Annotated in this window: 13 protein-coding genes; 8 read left to right on the forward strand and 5 right to left on the reverse strand. The window is 60.9% G+C overall.

Going from position 1 to position 14,827, the window contains the following annotated elements; translation table 11 throughout:
• Positions 1-57: 57 nt before the first annotated feature.
• Complete coding sequence (ettA, locus tag KPG71_RS02705) at positions 58-1,713, forward strand: energy-dependent translational throttle protein EttA (RefSeq protein WP_216336584.1); 1,656 nt, start codon at positions 58-60, stop codon at positions 1,711-1,713.
• A 67-nt stretch (positions 1,714-1,780) separates the two neighbouring features.
• On the opposite strand, the gene KPG71_RS02710 is transcribed toward ettA, so the two are convergent.
• Entirely contained in the window at positions 1,781-2,263 is a 483-nt protein-coding gene (locus KPG71_RS02710; RefSeq protein WP_216336586.1) for a transposase, read from the reverse strand.
• A gap of 242 nt (positions 2,264-2,505) precedes the next feature.
• Between KPG71_RS02710 and KPG71_RS02715 the strand changes: the two genes are divergently transcribed.
• Complete coding sequence (locus KPG71_RS02715; RefSeq protein ID WP_216336587.1) at positions 2,506-2,712, forward strand: cold-shock protein; 207 nt, start codon at positions 2,506-2,508, stop codon at positions 2,710-2,712.
• A gap of 86 nt (positions 2,713-2,798) precedes the next feature.
• Here the strand turns inward: KPG71_RS02715 and KPG71_RS02720 are convergent, their stop codons facing one another.
• Positions 2,799-3,206: a BrnA antitoxin family protein gene (locus KPG71_RS02720; RefSeq protein WP_216336588.1), complete on the reverse strand. Its 408-nt coding sequence runs from the start codon at positions 3,204-3,206 to the stop codon at positions 2,799-2,801.
• A gap of 200 nt (positions 3,207-3,406) precedes the next feature.
• Between KPG71_RS02720 and KPG71_RS02725 the strand changes: the two genes are divergently transcribed.
• Positions 3,407-3,961: a L,D-transpeptidase gene (locus KPG71_RS02725; RefSeq protein WP_216336589.1), complete on the forward strand. Its 555-nt coding sequence runs from the start codon at positions 3,407-3,409 to the stop codon at positions 3,959-3,961.
• 209 nt (positions 3,962-4,170) lie between these two features.
• The gene (locus tag KPG71_RS02730) at positions 4,171-4,377 is read left to right on the forward strand and encodes a cold-shock protein (protein ID WP_073033336.1); all 207 of its coding nucleotides are present in this window, start codon (positions 4,171-4,173) and stop codon (positions 4,375-4,377) included.
• 58 nt (positions 4,378-4,435) lie between these two features.
• On the opposite strand, the gene KPG71_RS02735 is transcribed toward KPG71_RS02730, so the two are convergent.
• Positions 4,436-5,113 carry an arylesterase gene (locus tag KPG71_RS02735; protein ID WP_216336590.1) on the reverse strand — a complete coding sequence of 226 codons (678 nt, stop codon included), beginning with the start codon at positions 5,111-5,113 and terminating at the stop codon, positions 4,436-4,438.
• On the opposite strand from KPG71_RS02735, the gene KPG71_RS02740 reads away from it, so the two are divergent.
• From KPG71_RS02740 to KPG71_RS02755, 4 genes are all read left to right on the forward strand, one after another.
• The gene (locus KPG71_RS02740) at positions 5,112-5,801 is read left to right on the forward strand and encodes an ABC transporter ATP-binding protein (protein ID WP_216336591.1); all 690 of its coding nucleotides are present in this window, start codon (positions 5,112-5,114) and stop codon (positions 5,799-5,801) included. The two genes, KPG71_RS02735 and KPG71_RS02740, sit on opposite strands and share 2 nt — an antisense overlap.
• Positions 5,798-8,317 carry an ABC transporter permease gene (locus KPG71_RS02745; RefSeq protein WP_216336592.1) on the forward strand — a complete coding sequence of 840 codons (2,520 nt, stop codon included), beginning with the start codon at positions 5,798-5,800 and terminating at the stop codon, positions 8,315-8,317. Before KPG71_RS02740 ends, KPG71_RS02745 begins: the two co-directional genes overlap by 4 nt.
• Positions 8,318-8,387: 70 nt before the next feature.
• The gene (locus KPG71_RS02750) at positions 8,388-9,269 is read left to right on the forward strand and encodes an inositol monophosphatase (protein ID WP_216336593.1); all 882 of its coding nucleotides are present in this window, start codon (positions 8,388-8,390) and stop codon (positions 9,267-9,269) included.
• A gap of 103 nt (positions 9,270-9,372) precedes the next feature.
• Entirely contained in the window at positions 9,373-11,157 is a 1,785-nt protein-coding gene (locus tag KPG71_RS02755) for a LuxR C-terminal-related transcriptional regulator (RefSeq protein ID WP_216336594.1), read from the forward strand.
• A 357-nt stretch (positions 11,158-11,514) separates the two neighbouring features.
• Here the strand turns inward: KPG71_RS02755 and gcvP are convergent, their stop codons facing one another.
• Both gcvP and gcvH read right to left on the reverse strand, forming a co-directional pair.
• Positions 11,515-14,364 carry an aminomethyl-transferring glycine dehydrogenase gene (gene gcvP, locus KPG71_RS02760; protein WP_216336595.1) on the reverse strand — a complete coding sequence of 950 codons (2,850 nt, stop codon included), beginning with the start codon at positions 14,362-14,364 and terminating at the stop codon, positions 11,515-11,517.
• 98 nt (positions 14,365-14,462) lie between these two features.
• Positions 14,463-14,822, reverse strand: a complete 360-nt coding sequence (gene gcvH, locus KPG71_RS02765; protein WP_073033351.1) for a glycine cleavage system protein GcvH — start codon at positions 14,820-14,822, stop codon at positions 14,463-14,465.
• Between the last annotated feature and the right edge of the window lie 5 nt (positions 14,823-14,827).

Raw genomic sequence — 14,827 nt, forward strand, 5'->3', positions numbered from 1 at the left:
CGTGCCTCGGCTATCACAGCCGGCAACACACGATCACCCATCAGGAGCGGACGACAGATGGCAGCCTATCAATACGTCTATCACATGCAGGGCGTCTCCAAGACCTACCCCGGCGGCAAGAAGTGCTTCGAGAACATCAATCTCAGCTTCCTGCCCGGCGTGAAGATCGGCGTCGTCGGCGTGAACGGCGCCGGTAAATCCACCCTGATGAAGATCATGGCCGGCCTCGACACCGATTTCACCGGCGAGGCCTGGGCCGCCGAAGGCGCCAAGGTCGGCTATCTCCCGCAGGAGCCGCAGCTCGACCCGGCCCTGAGCGTGCGCGAAAACGTCATGCTGGGCGTGGCCGCAAAAAAGGCCAAGCTCGACCGCTTCAACGAACTGGCGATGAACTATTCGGACGAAACCGCCGACGAGATGGCCCAGTTGCAGGACGAGATCGACAGCCAGAACCTCTGGGATCTCGACGCGCAGATCGACGTGTCGATGGAGGCCCTGCGCTGTCCGCCCGACGATGCCGATGTCACCACCCTGTCAGGCGGTGAAAAACGCCGCGTCGCCCTGTGCAAGCTGCTACTGGAAGCGCCCGACATGCTGCTTCTGGACGAACCGACCAACCACCTCGATGCCGAAACCATCGCCTGGCTGCAACAGCACCTGATCGACTACAAGGGCACCATCCTGATCGTCACCCACGACCGGTATTTTCTTGACGACATCACCGGCTGGATTCTGGAGCTCGACCGCGGCCGCGGCATCCCCTACGAGGGCAATTACTCAAGCTGGCTGGAACAGAAAGCCAAGCGGCTGGAACAAGAAGCGCGCGAGGACAAGTCCCGCCAGAAAACGCTGGAACGCGAACTGGAATGGATGCGGCAGGGTCAGAAGGCCCGTCAGGCCAAATCCAAGGCCCGGATCAACGCCTATAACGACCTCGCCAACCAGTCCGAGCGCGAAAAACTCGCGCGCGCCCAGATCGTCATCCCCAACGGCCCGCGCCTTGGCTCCAAGGTGATCGAAGTGAACGGCCTCAAAAAACACATGGGCGACAAGCTGTTGATCGAGGATCTGACCTTCTCGCTGCCGCCGGGCGGCATCGTCGGCGTGATCGGCCCCAACGGCGCGGGTAAATCCACGCTGTTCAAGGTGCTGACCGGGCAGGAAGCCCCCGACGAAGGCACCGTCGAATATGGCGACACGGTCGAACTTAGCTATGTCGATCAGTCCCGCGACGACCTGAAAGACAACGAAACCGTGTGGGAGGCCATCACCGGCGGCGCCGAGATCATCCAACTGGGTGACGCGCAGATGAATTCCCGCGCCTATTGTTCGGCCTTCAACTTCAAGGGGGGCGATCAGCAGAAAAAGGTCTCGCTCCTGTCGGGTGGCGAACGCAACCGCGTCCACATGGCCCGCCTGCTGAAATCGGGCGGCAACGTGTTGTTGCTCGACGAACCGACCAACGATCTCGACGTCGAAACGCTGCGCGCTCTGGAAGACGCGCTTGTCGATTTCGCCGGTTGCGCCGTGGTCATCAGCCACGACCGTTTCTTTCTGGACCGCATCTGCACCCATATCCTCGCTTTCGAAGGCGAGGCGCATGTCGAATGGTTCGAAGGCAACTTCGAGGATTACGAGGAAGACAAGAAGCGCCGCCTGGGCCCGGATGCGCTTGAACCCAAACGGATCAAGCACAAGAAATTCGCGCGTTAACCACCGTAGGGTGCGCATTCACTGCGCACCACACACCCCAGACAAACGGTGCGCATGAATGCGCACCCTACGCGGCCCAGCCCCCGGCCCGAATATCGCGATGCACCGAGGAATAGGGCCAATCCTGCGCCCGTTCCACAAACCCGTGCTTCACCGGATTCAAATGGCAATAGGAAACCGCTGCCGCGTAATCCTGCGGGCCGCGAATATGATGTTCCCAATACCGGCGCTGCCAAACGCCGCGTTCTCGGCGGCGGATATGGCTGGGCCGCCTGAGCCCCTCCGGCACCTGCCGGGAAAACCGGGCCTTGATCACGCGCCATCGGGTCGCAAAATCATGGTCTTCCGGCGGCAAGGTCCAAACCGCGTGCAAATGATCCGGCAGCACCACCCAGGCGTCGATATAAAACGGATGATCAAACCGCGTGGCGCGCACCGCCTGTCGCAGAACCTCAACCTGATCCACCAATAATGACGTCCCGCGCTCCGCAAGGGTCACGGTGAAAAACACGGTGGCGCCGGGCACCTTGGGGCGTTTGCAATTCGGCATGTTTCCATGCTGAGCCGACCAATGTTAAAATGACGCTAACGTAGGGTGCGCATTCATGCGCACCGAACCCCCACCTCCACCGAAACCCCTTGCCACAACTCCCGGTCCCTGTCATACGCAGCCCCGCTACGTTATTCTTTTTCGACCCACTGTCTCCCTCACACGGCGCTCAGTCATTCGATCCAGACGACAACGCCGGGCTGCCGCACTTCCGCGGGCAGCAAACATGCAGGAGACTTCACATGGCCAATGGCACCGTGAAATGGTTCAACACCACCAAAGGTTACGGCTTCATCGCCCCTGAAACGGGCGGCAAGGACGTGTTCGTTCACATCAGCGCCGTCGAGCGTTCGGGCCTGACCGGCCTCGCCGACGACCAGAAAGTGACTTTCGACGTCGAAGCGGGCCGTGATGGCCGCGAAAGCGCCGTCAACATCGAACTGGCCTAAGGGCCACGCGCGCCGGTCTGGCGCAGCGTAAAATTGCGCGGGGCGGGCCATTGGCCTGCCCCGTTTCCGTTTGCCTTTGGCAATCGTCAATCCTTCAGCAATCCCTTGCGCCGCATCGAGGCCTCGTAATCCGGGTCCAGCGTCGGCATGTCCTCGGGCGGCTCGGGTTCCTTGTATCCGACGCGTTCGCGCAGATACTCGTCCAGCTTGACCTCGCCGGCGATCTTCATCTGCGCCCATGTGGCCAACAGGCGGTTGATCCGGCCCTGATATCCCTGCCCCATCGCGCGATAAAACCGCGCAACCGACCGATCGAGATAGAGCGTCACCTTCTCCTTTTTCTCCTCGACATCCAGATCGGCCTCGAGCGTGTGCCAGGCTTCGGGAATCTCCTCCTCGATCACCGACGATATCCAGCCATCGCGGTGCAAATGGATCAGGTTCTTCATCAGCCCCTCGCGGGCGATGCGTTCGGTCTTGGTCATGCGGGTCATCAAAGGGCTCCTTTCGCGCCCCCGAGCCTGCCGTGGACGGGGTTAACATCGCGTCAGCCGACCGTGCGGTCGCACCGACAGGATACCGACGTTGTACCGACGCCATACCGGCAGGAATTTCCGGCCCTTCACCGGGTTTTGATTTTTCCCCGTCAGGATGGCAAACTATACGTCGCCGTGTGTATTCCAGAGGACCTGAAATGATAGATCGCCGCTTTTTCATCGGGGCCGGACTGGCCGCAGCAAGCCTGCCCGCCTCCGCCCATGCCTTTGAAGTTGAAGATAAATTCAAACCCACCAAGGTACGTATCTCGGAACAATACGCGCCCGGACAACTTCTGATTCTGCCGCGCGCGCATTTCCTCTATTTTGTCACCGCCCCCCGCGAAGCGCTGCGTTACGGCGTCGGCGTCGGCAAGGCCGGCCTCCAGTTCACCGGCACCGCCACCATCGACGTCAAGAAAAAATGGCCCACCTGGCGCCCCACCGAGGAAATGATCGAGCGCGAACCGCAGACCTACGGTCGCTTCAAGGACAATGATTATGTCCAGCCGGGGGGCCCGGAAAACCCGCTTGGAGCGCGGGCGCTGTACCTGTTCCAGAACGGCCGGGATACCTATTTCCGTATCCACGGCACCACCGCACCGCGCTCGATCGGGCGGTCGGTGTCCAACGGCTGCATCCGCATGCTGAACGAACACGTGAAAGACCTGTACGAACGAGTTCCGGTGGGAACCGTCGTCACCGTTATCTGAGCGAAGTAACGCATGACAACGCGCGGCGGCCACGACCGGCCCCGCGCGATTTTTTCTTGCGTGGCGAGATTTACAGCCCCATATAAACGGCGCGACGTTACCTCTATCGACCATCTGCTCCGTCACGACCGGCTCAGTCACTCGATCTTGCTCTGACATAGCCGGGTTGCCGCAACACCGTGGGCAACACAAACCAAAGGAGAAAACGGATGGCCACAGGCACCGTCAAATGGTTCAACACAACGAAAGGCTACGGCTTCATCGCGCCCGATGGCGGCGGCAAGGACGTATTCGTTCACATCTCGGCCGTTGAACGCGCAGGCCTCACCGGCTTGGCCGATAATCAGAAAGTGACCTTCGACATCGAACCCGGCCGCGATGGCCGCGAGTCGGCGTCGAATATCGCACTGGCCTGATCCCGGCTGGCCAACGCGCCGGAACCGGATCGTTGCGGGCCCCTGACGGGGCCCGTTTTCATTGGATATTCTGCACCAGTTCCACGACCTTCGGTCCAAGAGCCGCGACAATTTTTTTAACGCCTTCGGCATTGGGATGAATACCGTCGGGCTGAAAATAGTCCTGCACTTCAGCCGGATCGGCATCGCCGAGCCCTGCAAAGAAATCCTCGACGTAAAGCGTCTCGTAGGTTTCCGCCAAATCCGGGTAAATGCGGTCGAACGCAGCCTTGTAGCCTGGCCCGTAATTGCCCGGCGCCTTCATGCCCACCAATAAAACCTCGACCCGGTGCGCCTGCGCTGCAGCCAGAATACGATCCAGATTGTCACGCGATACAGCCGGATCGATTCCGCGCAGCATGTCATTGCCGCCAAGGGTAACGATCATTGCATCCACATCCGGCGTCAGGCTCCAGTCGACGCGGGCCGCGCCTCCGGCGGTTGTATCGCCCGAGACACCACCATTAACGATGCGCACCTCATGACCGTTGTCTTCAAGCCATTTGTCCAGTTGCGGAACGAGGCCCTGCTGATCCAATAAACCGTAGCCCTGGGTCAGGCTGTCACCGAAGGCCAGTATGGTGGCCTCCTCGGCCCAGGCCGGGAACGCGGCGAAAAGAAACGCCGCAATCACCTTGCCACGCAACACCGCGACCCCATATGACAGAAATTCCTTTGTAATCAGGTGTAAACCCATGACCGATCCCGTTCTTTCGCTCAAGGATGCCACGCTGTCGCTTCAGGGCAACGCGGGGCTTGTCCGAATACTCCACGGGATCACCCTGGATGTCCAGAAGGGGGAAACCGTTGGTCTTGTCGGACCGTCCGGATCGGGCAAATCTTCGCTTTTGATGTTGATGGGCGGGCTGGAGCGGGCCAGTTCAGGACAGGTGCAAGCCCTCGGGCACGACCTGTCGGCAATGAACGAAGATCAACTGGCCGCCCTGCGCCGCGATCATTTCGGAGTTGTATTCCAGTCCTTCCACCTGATCCCCACCATGACCGCCCTTGAAAATGTCGCAACCCCGCTGGAACTGGCCGGACATGCGGATGCCTTCAAGCGCGCCGCGCGCGAGCTCGAGTCCGTGGGGCTGGCCGAGCGCGGCGATCACTACCCTTCGCAACTCTCGGGCGGTGAGCAACAGCGCGTCGCCCTTGCCCGCGCCGCCGCGCCGCGCCCCGATATCATGCTCGCCGACGAACCGACGGGAAATCTGGACGGCCAGACAGGCGCAGCGATCATAGAGCTTTTGTTCGATCTCAGTGCGCGCAAGGGTTCCACCCTGATCATGGTAACCCATTCTCCCGAACTGGCTGCACGTTGTGACCGGGTGATCGAACTGGTGGACGGACGACTGACCGACACGGCACAGGTGCCCGCATGAGCCTGTCCACCGCTGCGCGTCTGGCCCGCCGGGAACTGCGCGGTGGCTTGCGAGGGTTTCGGATTTTTCTGGCCTGCGTGATCCTTGGCGTCGCGGCCATCGCCGCCGTTGGCACCGTGCGCGAAAGCATCGCCAACGGGCTGGCCCGCGAAGGCGCGACCCTGTTGGGGGGCGATGCCGAGATCGAATTCACCTATCGCTTCGCCACGCAGGCCGAACGCGACTGGATGGAGACCACCGCCACCACTGTGTCCGAGATCGTCGATTTCCGCTCGATGGCGGTCGCCCCCGACGGCGAACGCGGACTGACGCAGATCAAGGCCGTTGACGGGGCCTATCCCCTGTTGGGCGAGGTCGTACTGGACCCGGCCATTCCCCTCTCGGAAGCGTTGAACGGAAAGGACGGTTTGCCCGGCGCGGTCATGCATCCTTTGTTGAGTGGCAAGCTGGGCCTCGTTCCGGGCGATCGCTTTCGCCTCGGCACGGCCGAGTTCGTCCTGAGCGCCGAAATCGTGACCGAACCGGACAATGCCACGTCGGGCTTCGGTCTGGGGCCACGGACCATCCTGCGCCGTGCCGATCTTGAGGGTGCGGGGCTGCTTGGGCCGGGAACGCTCTATTCCACGCATTACCGCATGGCCTTACCGCCCGGCACCGATCTGGCCGCCCTCCAGCACGAGGCGGAAACCACCTTTGCCGAAGCGGGGTTGCGTTGGCGGGATGCGCGAAACGGTGCACCCGGAGTAGCAGAATTCGTCGACCGCCTTGGAGCATTTCTGGTGCTTGTCGGTTTGTCAGGGCTGGCCGTGGGAGGTGTAGGCATATCGGCCGCGTTGCGGGCCTATCTGGCCACCAAAACCGAAACCATCGCCACCTTGCGCACTATCGGGGCAGACCGCCAAACGGTATTCCTGACATACTTTCTGCAGGTCGCGGTGCTGGCGCTAATCGGGATCGCCTGCGGTCTGGCGCTCGGGGTGGGTGTGCCGATCCTTCTGTCGCCGATCATCGAGGCGCGCCTGCCTGTACCGGCCCTTTTTGCCCCTTACCCCGCACCGATGGCCGAGGCCGCGCTCTATAGCGCGCTGACAGTGCTGATCTTTACCCTTTGGCCGCTGGCGCGCGCGCAGGATATCCGCGCCGCCGCCCTGTTTCGCGACGCCTTGGGCCAGGGACGCAAATTGCCCCGCTGGCCTTATCTCGTCGCAACGCTTGCGCTGATCGCCGCCCTGGTCGGCGCTGCGATGTGGCTTTCGGGCAATGCAAGACTGACCCTTGCCACCACCGGCGGAATCATGGGCGCGCTGTTCCTGCTGGTGCTGGCGGCCCTTGCGATTGTCCTGATCGCACGCCGCACCAGGCGTTTGGCCCGTGGACGGCCTGCACTGGCCTGGGCTCTGGCCGCAATCGGCGGGCCGGGCACCACAGCGGGGCCAGTCATGCTTTCGCTCGGGTTGGGATTGTCGGTTCTGGCAGCGGTCGGACAGATCGACCAGAACCTGCGCAACGCGATTTCACGCGATCTGCCCGAACGTGCACCGTCCTATTTCTTCGTCGATATCCAGAAAGATCAAATGCCCGCCTTCATGGATCGGTTGGAGAACGATCCCGCCGTATCGCGCATCGACAACGCCCCGATGCTGCGCGGCGTGATCAGCCGCATCAACGGGCGTCCGGCCATCGAAGTCGCACCCGGCCACTGGGTCGTCGAAGGAGACCGGGGAATAAGCTATGCCGACGCCCTTCCCGAGCGCACGCGGATCGTCGACGGGACGTGGTGGGGTGAGGGGTATACCGGCTCGCCACAGATCAGCTTTGCCGCCGAAGAGGCCGAAGAGATGGGCCTGAAAATCGGTGACGAGATCACGGTGAACATTCTGGGCCGCGACATGACGGCCAAACTGACATCGTTGCGCGAGGTCGATTTCTCGACCGCCGGAATGGGGTTCGTCATGGTGATGAATGCCGCCGCGCTCGAAGCGGCGCCGCATACATTCATTGCGACCGTCTACGCCGATCCCGATGCCGAAAAGGCGATCCTGCGCGATCTGTCAAATCGGATGCCCAATATCACCGCGATCAACGTGCGCGATGCGGTTGACCGGGTGTCGGGCTTGCTGGCAGGATTGGCGTCGGCCACGGCTTGGGGCGCGGCGGCCACTTTGCTGACCGGGTTCCTGGTCCTGATCGGGGCTGCTGCGGCCGATCAGACAGCCCGCACCCGCGAGGCGGCGATCCTCAAGACACTGGGGGCCTCGCGCGGTCGCATCCTGCTGAGTCTCGCGCTGCGGGCCGCGATCCTTGGCGCGGTGGCGGGGCTGGTTGCCCTGGCGGCAGGAATCGCCGGAGGATGGGCCGTCAGTTACTTCGTGATGGAAACCGATTTCGAAATTGCGTGGCTGTCGGCATTGGGAATTGTCTCGGGCGGTGCACTGATCAGCCTTCTGGCCGGGCTAGCCTTTGCCTGGCGTCCCATGCAGGCCCGTCCCGCCCGTGTTTTGCGCGCACGGGAATAACCGCATTGCCATTCGTGTGGCGCGATGGCACTCAAAAGCCGTTCAAGCACCAGAATCCGAGGCCCGAACAATGACCGATTTCCTGCCTGTCGCCCTGACCGCCCCTCTGAGCAAAGCGCAAAAAGTCAGTCTGATCAATCTGGTCCGTCGCACGGCCCGTGCCGAGATCATGCCCCGGTTTCGCAATCTGTCGCATGCAGATATCTCGGCCAAGTCCGACCCCCATGACCTTGTGACCGAGGCCGACACTGCCGCCGAAGCCATGCTGACGCGTGGTATTCAACGCATATTTCCCCACGCGCTGATCGTCGGCGAGGAAGGCGCAGCCAAATCGCCGGACCTGCGCAACAAGATCGCCGAGGCTGAAATGGCGGTGATCCTCGATCCGCTGGACGGCACCTGGAACTTTGCCCATGGCTTGCCACTTTTCGGAATCATCCTGTCGATCACCCGCTTTGGGCACCCGGTGTTCGGCCTGCTTTATGATCCGGTGATGGACGACTGGATCTTCGCCGATTCCGAAACACCTGCACATCTGTCGCGCAATGTGGGGGCCGACCGGCCGCTCAGCGTCTCGCGTGGCGGCGATCTGGAGAAAATGTCGGGCTATATCCACCTCTATCTCCTGCCCGCGGAAAAACAGGCCGAAATGGCCGCCTGCCTGCCGGAATTCGCGCGCACGGTCATGCTGCGCTGTTCCTGTCACGAATACCGGACCCTGGCGCAGGGCGGGATGGATTTCATGCTGTCGGGCATTCCCAATCCCTGGGACCATGCCGCGGGAGTCCTTATCTGCCAGCAGGCCGGAGGAATCGTGCGAATGCTGGACGGACAGGATTATAATGCGGGAATTACCGAAGGTTACATCCTTGCCGCCCCGAACGAAGCCGCCTGGAATGTTTTGAAAACCCGTTTTTCATTCCTTCTTGACACTCAGACAGACAACGGCTGAAACCGCTATCGTGATCCGTTAACAACCATGATTACCCTGACGCGAAACGAGCATGACTTAACATCGCTATACGCGTACCATGCCAAAGCGCGGAGGCAATCGAATGACGAAAGTGGACCCGGCGAACCCTTGTAAGGACACAAGGCAGACACTGTCCGACGAAACACGCGATGCGGCCATCAGCCGTTTGTACGATGTGGCCCTCGCGCCGGACCGCTACGAGGCACTTCTGGATCTATGGGAAGATGCCGTTCGCCCGTTGCGCGGCCAGGCCGATCTGGATGCCCCGCGCCTTCTGGAAGATCCGTTGATTGCCGGGCATTTCGAACGTGCAAGTGCCTTTCTGGATCGTGTCGAAACAGTCGGTTCCGCCACCGAGTTACGAGACATTTTACGTCCCTTTGGTCGCATGTCGGCCTTTTTGCTGGACGCCTCACTGACTGTCTGCGCCGGGAATGCCGCCGCATTGACGGTATCGGGCCTGAAGGAAGGAACGACGCTCAGCGATCTGCGGGTGATGCCCGAAGACATCGACGCAATCAGCAAAGCCGCACGCAATGTTCTGCAAAGCCCACAGCAGGATGCGGTGGTCTTGCGTGTACGTTCGGTCGAGAAAGATCACTACATCATCCTGCGTCTTCAGCTGTGCAAACTGGCAGATGAAACACCCCTCGTTCTGGCGGCCTCGAACGATATCTATTTCTCGGAAGACAGCCAGGAAATATTGCAGCGGGCCTTCGATCTGACCAACGCCGAAGCGGGCGTTCTTCTGGGGCTGGTCGAATGCGGATCGGTTAGCGATATCGCCGAGAAACGGGGCAGATCGGTGGACACGATCCGCGCACAGATCAAGGCCATCATGTCCAAGACCGAGGCGCATTCGCAGGTCGAACTGGTTCGGCTGGCTCTGTCAGTGGTGGACATGGCCGGTATGACCCCGGAAAACATGCCCGCCCCCCGGCAGGTCAGCCGCGGCTACGCGACACTGGAACCAAGCGTTTTTCATTCGCTACGCACACCGGACGGACGGCAGCTGGATTACCTCAGGCTCGGCGATCAGACAGGTCGCCCGATCCTGTTCCTGCCTCTGGATTATGGGTTGGTGCGGTGGCCTGCGTCCGCGGAAGCAGAAGCCAGGCGTCTTGGGCTTCGCATTATCGTACCGGTCCGGGCCGGTTTTGGCGCCTCCGATCCCCTGCCCCGCAGCACCGATTATGACGACGCGGCCACCACCGACTGCCTGCAAATTCTCGATGCCGAAAACGTCGATCACTGTCCGATCATCAGCCTCGGGAGCGATTCATTCTACGCCATGCAGCTGGCCCTCCGGTCTCCAGAAACGATTACCGGGCTGATCTGCTGTGCAGGCACCCTCCCGATGACCCGGCGCGAACAGTATGAACGCATGGAGAAATGGCATCGTTTCATCATCGCCGGGGCGAAATATACGCCGCACCTGCTACCTTTCATGGTCAAGGCGGGGTTTCTTCTGGCCCGGCGGATCGGCAAGCAGGGGTTTGTTCATGCGGTCTATGGCAAATGCCCCGCCGATGTCGACACGTTCGAATCTCCCGAAGTCTTCGAAGCCATGGTCACCGGCTCGGAGGTCGCCCTGTCCCAAACGCATTCTGCTCACGATGCCTTTGTCCGCATGCTGACAGGCCGGTTTCTGGAAGACTGGAGCGCCGACGTGGAAGCCCTGCGCGGGCAGCTACCTGTCATCTTCATGAATGGCCTGCAAGACCCGCAAGTTCCCCCCGCAACACTCGACGAGTTCCGCACGACGTATGACTGGATCGAATATCATGCCTACGAGGATGCTGGACAGTTGATCTTTTTCCGGCATTGGCGGAACGTGCTCGACAAAGTGCAACAGCTGCTAGCCTGAAATATTACCTTGTAATTCGGATTTTACCCAATTCGGGGTATGACCGGACCACTCGCTGCGCCTTAGGGTTTTACCAGTTGGTTTGCGGATGTGTGTCATGGTCGACTTCATTCTGAACAGTCTCAAATACCACCGCCTGTTATCTTCAGGCGTTGAGGCGATGTGTTGTGCGGGTTCGTGAAATGAACACGAAAGCGCCAGGGCAATCAGAATTCGGTCACACGGGTGTTACGTAGTCCGAGCTATCAACGGGTTGCGGTTTAATTTCATCAGCTAACCCTTTTCACAAAGCCCTTTTCAGCAGCAAAAAAGGGGCGGCCGAGATGGCCGCCCCTCCTTCATTGCAAACAATCGCCCTTATTCGGCGGCCTCGGCATAGTCTTCCATCGGGGGACAGGTGCAGACCAGATGCCGATCACCATAGACATTGTCCACGCGGTTGACCGGTGGCCAATATTTATCCACCCGGAAAGCCCCCGGAGGGAAACAGCCCTGTTCACGGCTGTAGGGGCGTTCCCATTCGCCGACCAGATCTTCGACGGTATGCGGCGCGTTCTTGAGCGGGTTGTTCTCGCTATCGCTACGACCCTCCTCGATATCGCGTATCTCGTCACGGATCGCCAGCATCGCGTCACAGAACCGGTCCAGTTCAGCTTTGGTTTCGGATTCGGTGGGCTCCACCATCAGCGTTCCGGCCACCGGAAAGCTCATGGTCGGCGCGTGAAACCCGCAATCGACCAGCCGTTTGGCGATGTCATCCACGGTCACGCCCGCGCTTTTCTCGAACGGTCGGGTGTCCAGAATGCACTCATGCGCGACATGACCTGTGGGCCCCTTGTAGAGAACGTCGTAGGTCCCCTCCAGACGCTTGGCGATGTAGTTGGCGTTCAGGATCGCCACGCGCGTCGCTTGGGTCAGCCCCTCGCCGCCCATCATCAGGCAATACGCCCATGAAATCGGCAACAGCGACGGTGACCCGAACGGCGCCGCCGAAACCGGCCCCTGCTCGCCGCCGGTCGCCGGATGGCCCGGCAGATGCGGAACCAGATGCGCCTTGACCCCGATGGGCCCCATGCCGGGGCCGCCGCCGCCATGCGGAATACAGAAGGTCTTGTGCAGGTTCAGGTGACTCACGTCACCGCCCACGTCGCCGGGCCGTGCCAATCCGACCATGGCGTTCATGTTGGCCCCGTCGATATAGACCTGTCCGCCATGGTTATGCGTGATCTCGCAGACGTCACGCACGGTTTCCTCGAACACGCCATGTGTCGAGGGATAGGTGATCATGCAGCCCGCCAGGTTTTCGGAGTGCTTTTCGGCCTTTGCGCGGAAATCCTCGACGTCGATATCGCCATTCGCCGCCGATTTCACCGCAACCACGTCCCAGCCCACCATATGGGCGCTGGCCGGGTTGGTGCCATGCGCACTCATCGGGATCAGGCAAATCTTGCGGTGCCCCTCACCATTGGCACGGTGATAGGCCGAGATCGTCAGCAACCCCGCATATTCTCCCTGCGCGCCCGAATTGGGCTGCATCGAGATCGCCGCATAGCCGGTGATATCGCACAGCTTGGCGCTGAGGTCGTCGATCATTTCGGTATAGCCCTGCGCCTGATCGGCGGGCACGAAGGGATGCAACAATGAAAACTCGCGCCAGCTCACCGGCATCATCTCGGCGGCCGAGTTCAGCTTCATCGTACAAGATCCAAGCGGGATCATCGCCCGATCCAGCGCCAGGTCGCGATCGGCCAGACGGCGCATATAGCGCATCATCTCGGTTTCGGCGCGGTTCATATGGAAAATCGGATGGGTCAGGTAATCCGAACTGCGCAGCAACGCATCGGGCATCCGGTAATCCGAGGTGAACTCGCGGTCTTCCATGATGATCCCGAAGGCACGCCAGACGGCTTCAATCGTCGCGGTACGGGTGCGTTCGTCCAAGGTGATGCCGATCCTGGTGTCGCCAACGCGACGCAGGTTCACACCTTCGCGCACGGCGGCCTGCAACACCCCGCGCTGCAACAGACCGACATCGACGGTGATTGTATCAAAAAAGGTATCGGGCTCCACCTCGAACCCTGCGGCCTCCAACCCCTTGGCCAGACGCAAGGTCTTGCGATGAATGCGCTGCGCGATGGCCTTGAGGCCCTTGGGCCCGTGGAATACCGCATACATCGACGCCATGACCGCCAGCAACGCCTGCGCGGTGCAGACGTTCGACGTGGCCTTTTCGCGGCGGATATGCTGTTCGCGGGTTTGCAGGGCCAGCCGATAGGCGCGGTTGCCGTGGCTGTCCACGCTGACCCCCACGATACGGCCCGGCAGGGCGCGCTTGTAATCGTCCTTCGTGGCGATATAGGCGGCGTGCGGGCCGCCATAGCCCATCGGCACACCGAAACGCTGCGTCGAACCAACGGCGATGTCGGCCCCCATGGCGCCCGGTTCCTTCAGCAGGGTCAAGGCCAGCGGATCGGCAATGACGATCCCGATTGCCTTGTGTTCATGCAGAGCCGCCATTTCATCGGTGAAATCACGCAAGTGGCCATAGGTGCCGGGATACTGGAAAATCGCCCCGAACACCTTGTCGGCTTCCAGATCCTCGGGGGCTCCGACGATTACCTCGATATCCAGCGGCGCGGCACGGGTTTGCATCACCGCGATGTTCTGGGGGTGGCAGTTTTCATCGACAAAGAACGCCTTGACCTTGGTCTTGGCCACGCGCTGCGCCATGGTCATCGCCTCGGCTGCGGCGGTTGCCTCATCCAGAAGCGACGCATTGGCAATCTCCAGCCCGGTCAGGTCGCTGACCATGGTCTGAAAGTTCAACAGCGCCTCAAGCCGCCCCTGGCTGATTTCGGGCTGATAAGGCGTATAAGCTGTGTACCACGCCGGGTTTTCAAGGATGTTCCGCTGAATCGCCGGCGGCGTGACCGTGCCGTGATACCCCTGCCCGATCAACGAGGTCAGCACCTTGTTCTTACCCGCGACCTTGCGCATGTGGTGCAGCAATTCGCGTTCCGATTTGGGCTTGCCAAAATCCAATGGTGCGTCTTGCCGGATGGATTTCGGAACCGTGTCGTCGATCAGCGCATCCAGACTGTCAACGCCAAGCACCTCGAGCATCTGGGCCATTTCCTCGGGCGATGGCCCGATATGGCGGCGATTGGCGAAATCATAGGGCAGGTAATCGGTGGGTTTGAAAGGCATGGAATGTCCTCGTCCTGACGAAAGAGCGCCCCGCAGACGCGGACAGCCCTTTGAAATTCGCACCCGACCCACCCAACGGGCAGGCCGGGCAAAGTGATTTAACCGATGAAGTCCTTGTAGGCGTCTTCATCCATGTAGTCGTCCATCTGGCCGTCATCGGACGGTTTCACCTTGAAGAACCACGCATCCCCCAACGGGTCTTCGTTCACCTTGCCGGGCTCGTCGACCAAGGCTTCGTTGATCTCGGTGATTTCGCCGTCGATGGGAGCCATGATATCGCTGGCAGCCTTGACGCTTTCGATGACGACGACCTCGTCGCCCTTGGTCACCTGCGTTCCGACTTCGGGCAATTCGACGAATACCACATCGCCCAGTTGCTCACTGGCATGTTCGGTGATTCCAACGACCACGACATCGCCATCGCTGCGCAGCCATTCATGTTCTTCGGTGAATTTCATCTTTG

Source organism: Roseovarius sp. PS-C2 (assembly GCF_018862045.1).
Lineage (GTDB): Bacteria > Pseudomonadota > Alphaproteobacteria > Rhodobacterales > Rhodobacteraceae > Roseovarius.

Coding starts and splice junctions, on each gene's coding strand:
- KPG71_RS02725 (WP_216336589.1), top strand. CDS start 3,407: ATGATAGATCGCCGCTTTTTCATCGGGGCCGGACTGGCCGCAGCAAGC.
- KPG71_RS02710 (WP_216336586.1), bottom strand. CDS start 2,263: ATGCCGAATTGCAAACGCCCCAAGGTGCCCGGCGCCACCGTGTTTTTC.
- ettA (WP_216336584.1), top strand. CDS start 58: ATGGCAGCCTATCAATACGTCTATCACATGCAGGGCGTCTCCAAGACC.
- KPG71_RS02755 (WP_216336594.1), top strand. CDS start 9,373: ATGACGAAAGTGGACCCGGCGAACCCTTGTAAGGACACAAGGCAGACA.
- KPG71_RS02720 (WP_216336588.1), bottom strand. CDS start 3,206: ATGACCCGCATGACCAAGACCGAACGCATCGCCCGCGAGGGGCTGATG.
- KPG71_RS02750 (WP_216336593.1), top strand. CDS start 8,388: ATGACCGATTTCCTGCCTGTCGCCCTGACCGCCCCTCTGAGCAAAGCG.
- KPG71_RS02745 (WP_216336592.1), top strand. CDS start 5,798: ATGAGCCTGTCCACCGCTGCGCGTCTGGCCCGCCGGGAACTGCGCGGT.
- KPG71_RS02730 (WP_073033336.1), top strand. CDS start 4,171: ATGGCCACAGGCACCGTCAAATGGTTCAACACAACGAAAGGCTACGGC.
- gcvP (WP_216336595.1), bottom strand. CDS start 14,364: ATGCCTTTCAAACCCACCGATTACCTGCCCTATGATTTCGCCAATCGC.
- KPG71_RS02740 (WP_216336591.1), top strand. CDS start 5,112: ATGACCGATCCCGTTCTTTCGCTCAAGGATGCCACGCTGTCGCTTCAG.
- KPG71_RS02735 (WP_216336590.1), bottom strand. CDS start 5,113: ATGGGTTTACACCTGATTACAAAGGAATTTCTGTCATATGGGGTCGCG.
- gcvH (WP_073033351.1), bottom strand. CDS start 14,822: ATGAAATTCACCGAAGAACATGAATGGCTGCGCAGCGATGGCGATGTC.
- KPG71_RS02715 (WP_216336587.1), top strand. CDS start 2,506: ATGGCCAATGGCACCGTGAAATGGTTCAACACCACCAAAGGTTACGGC.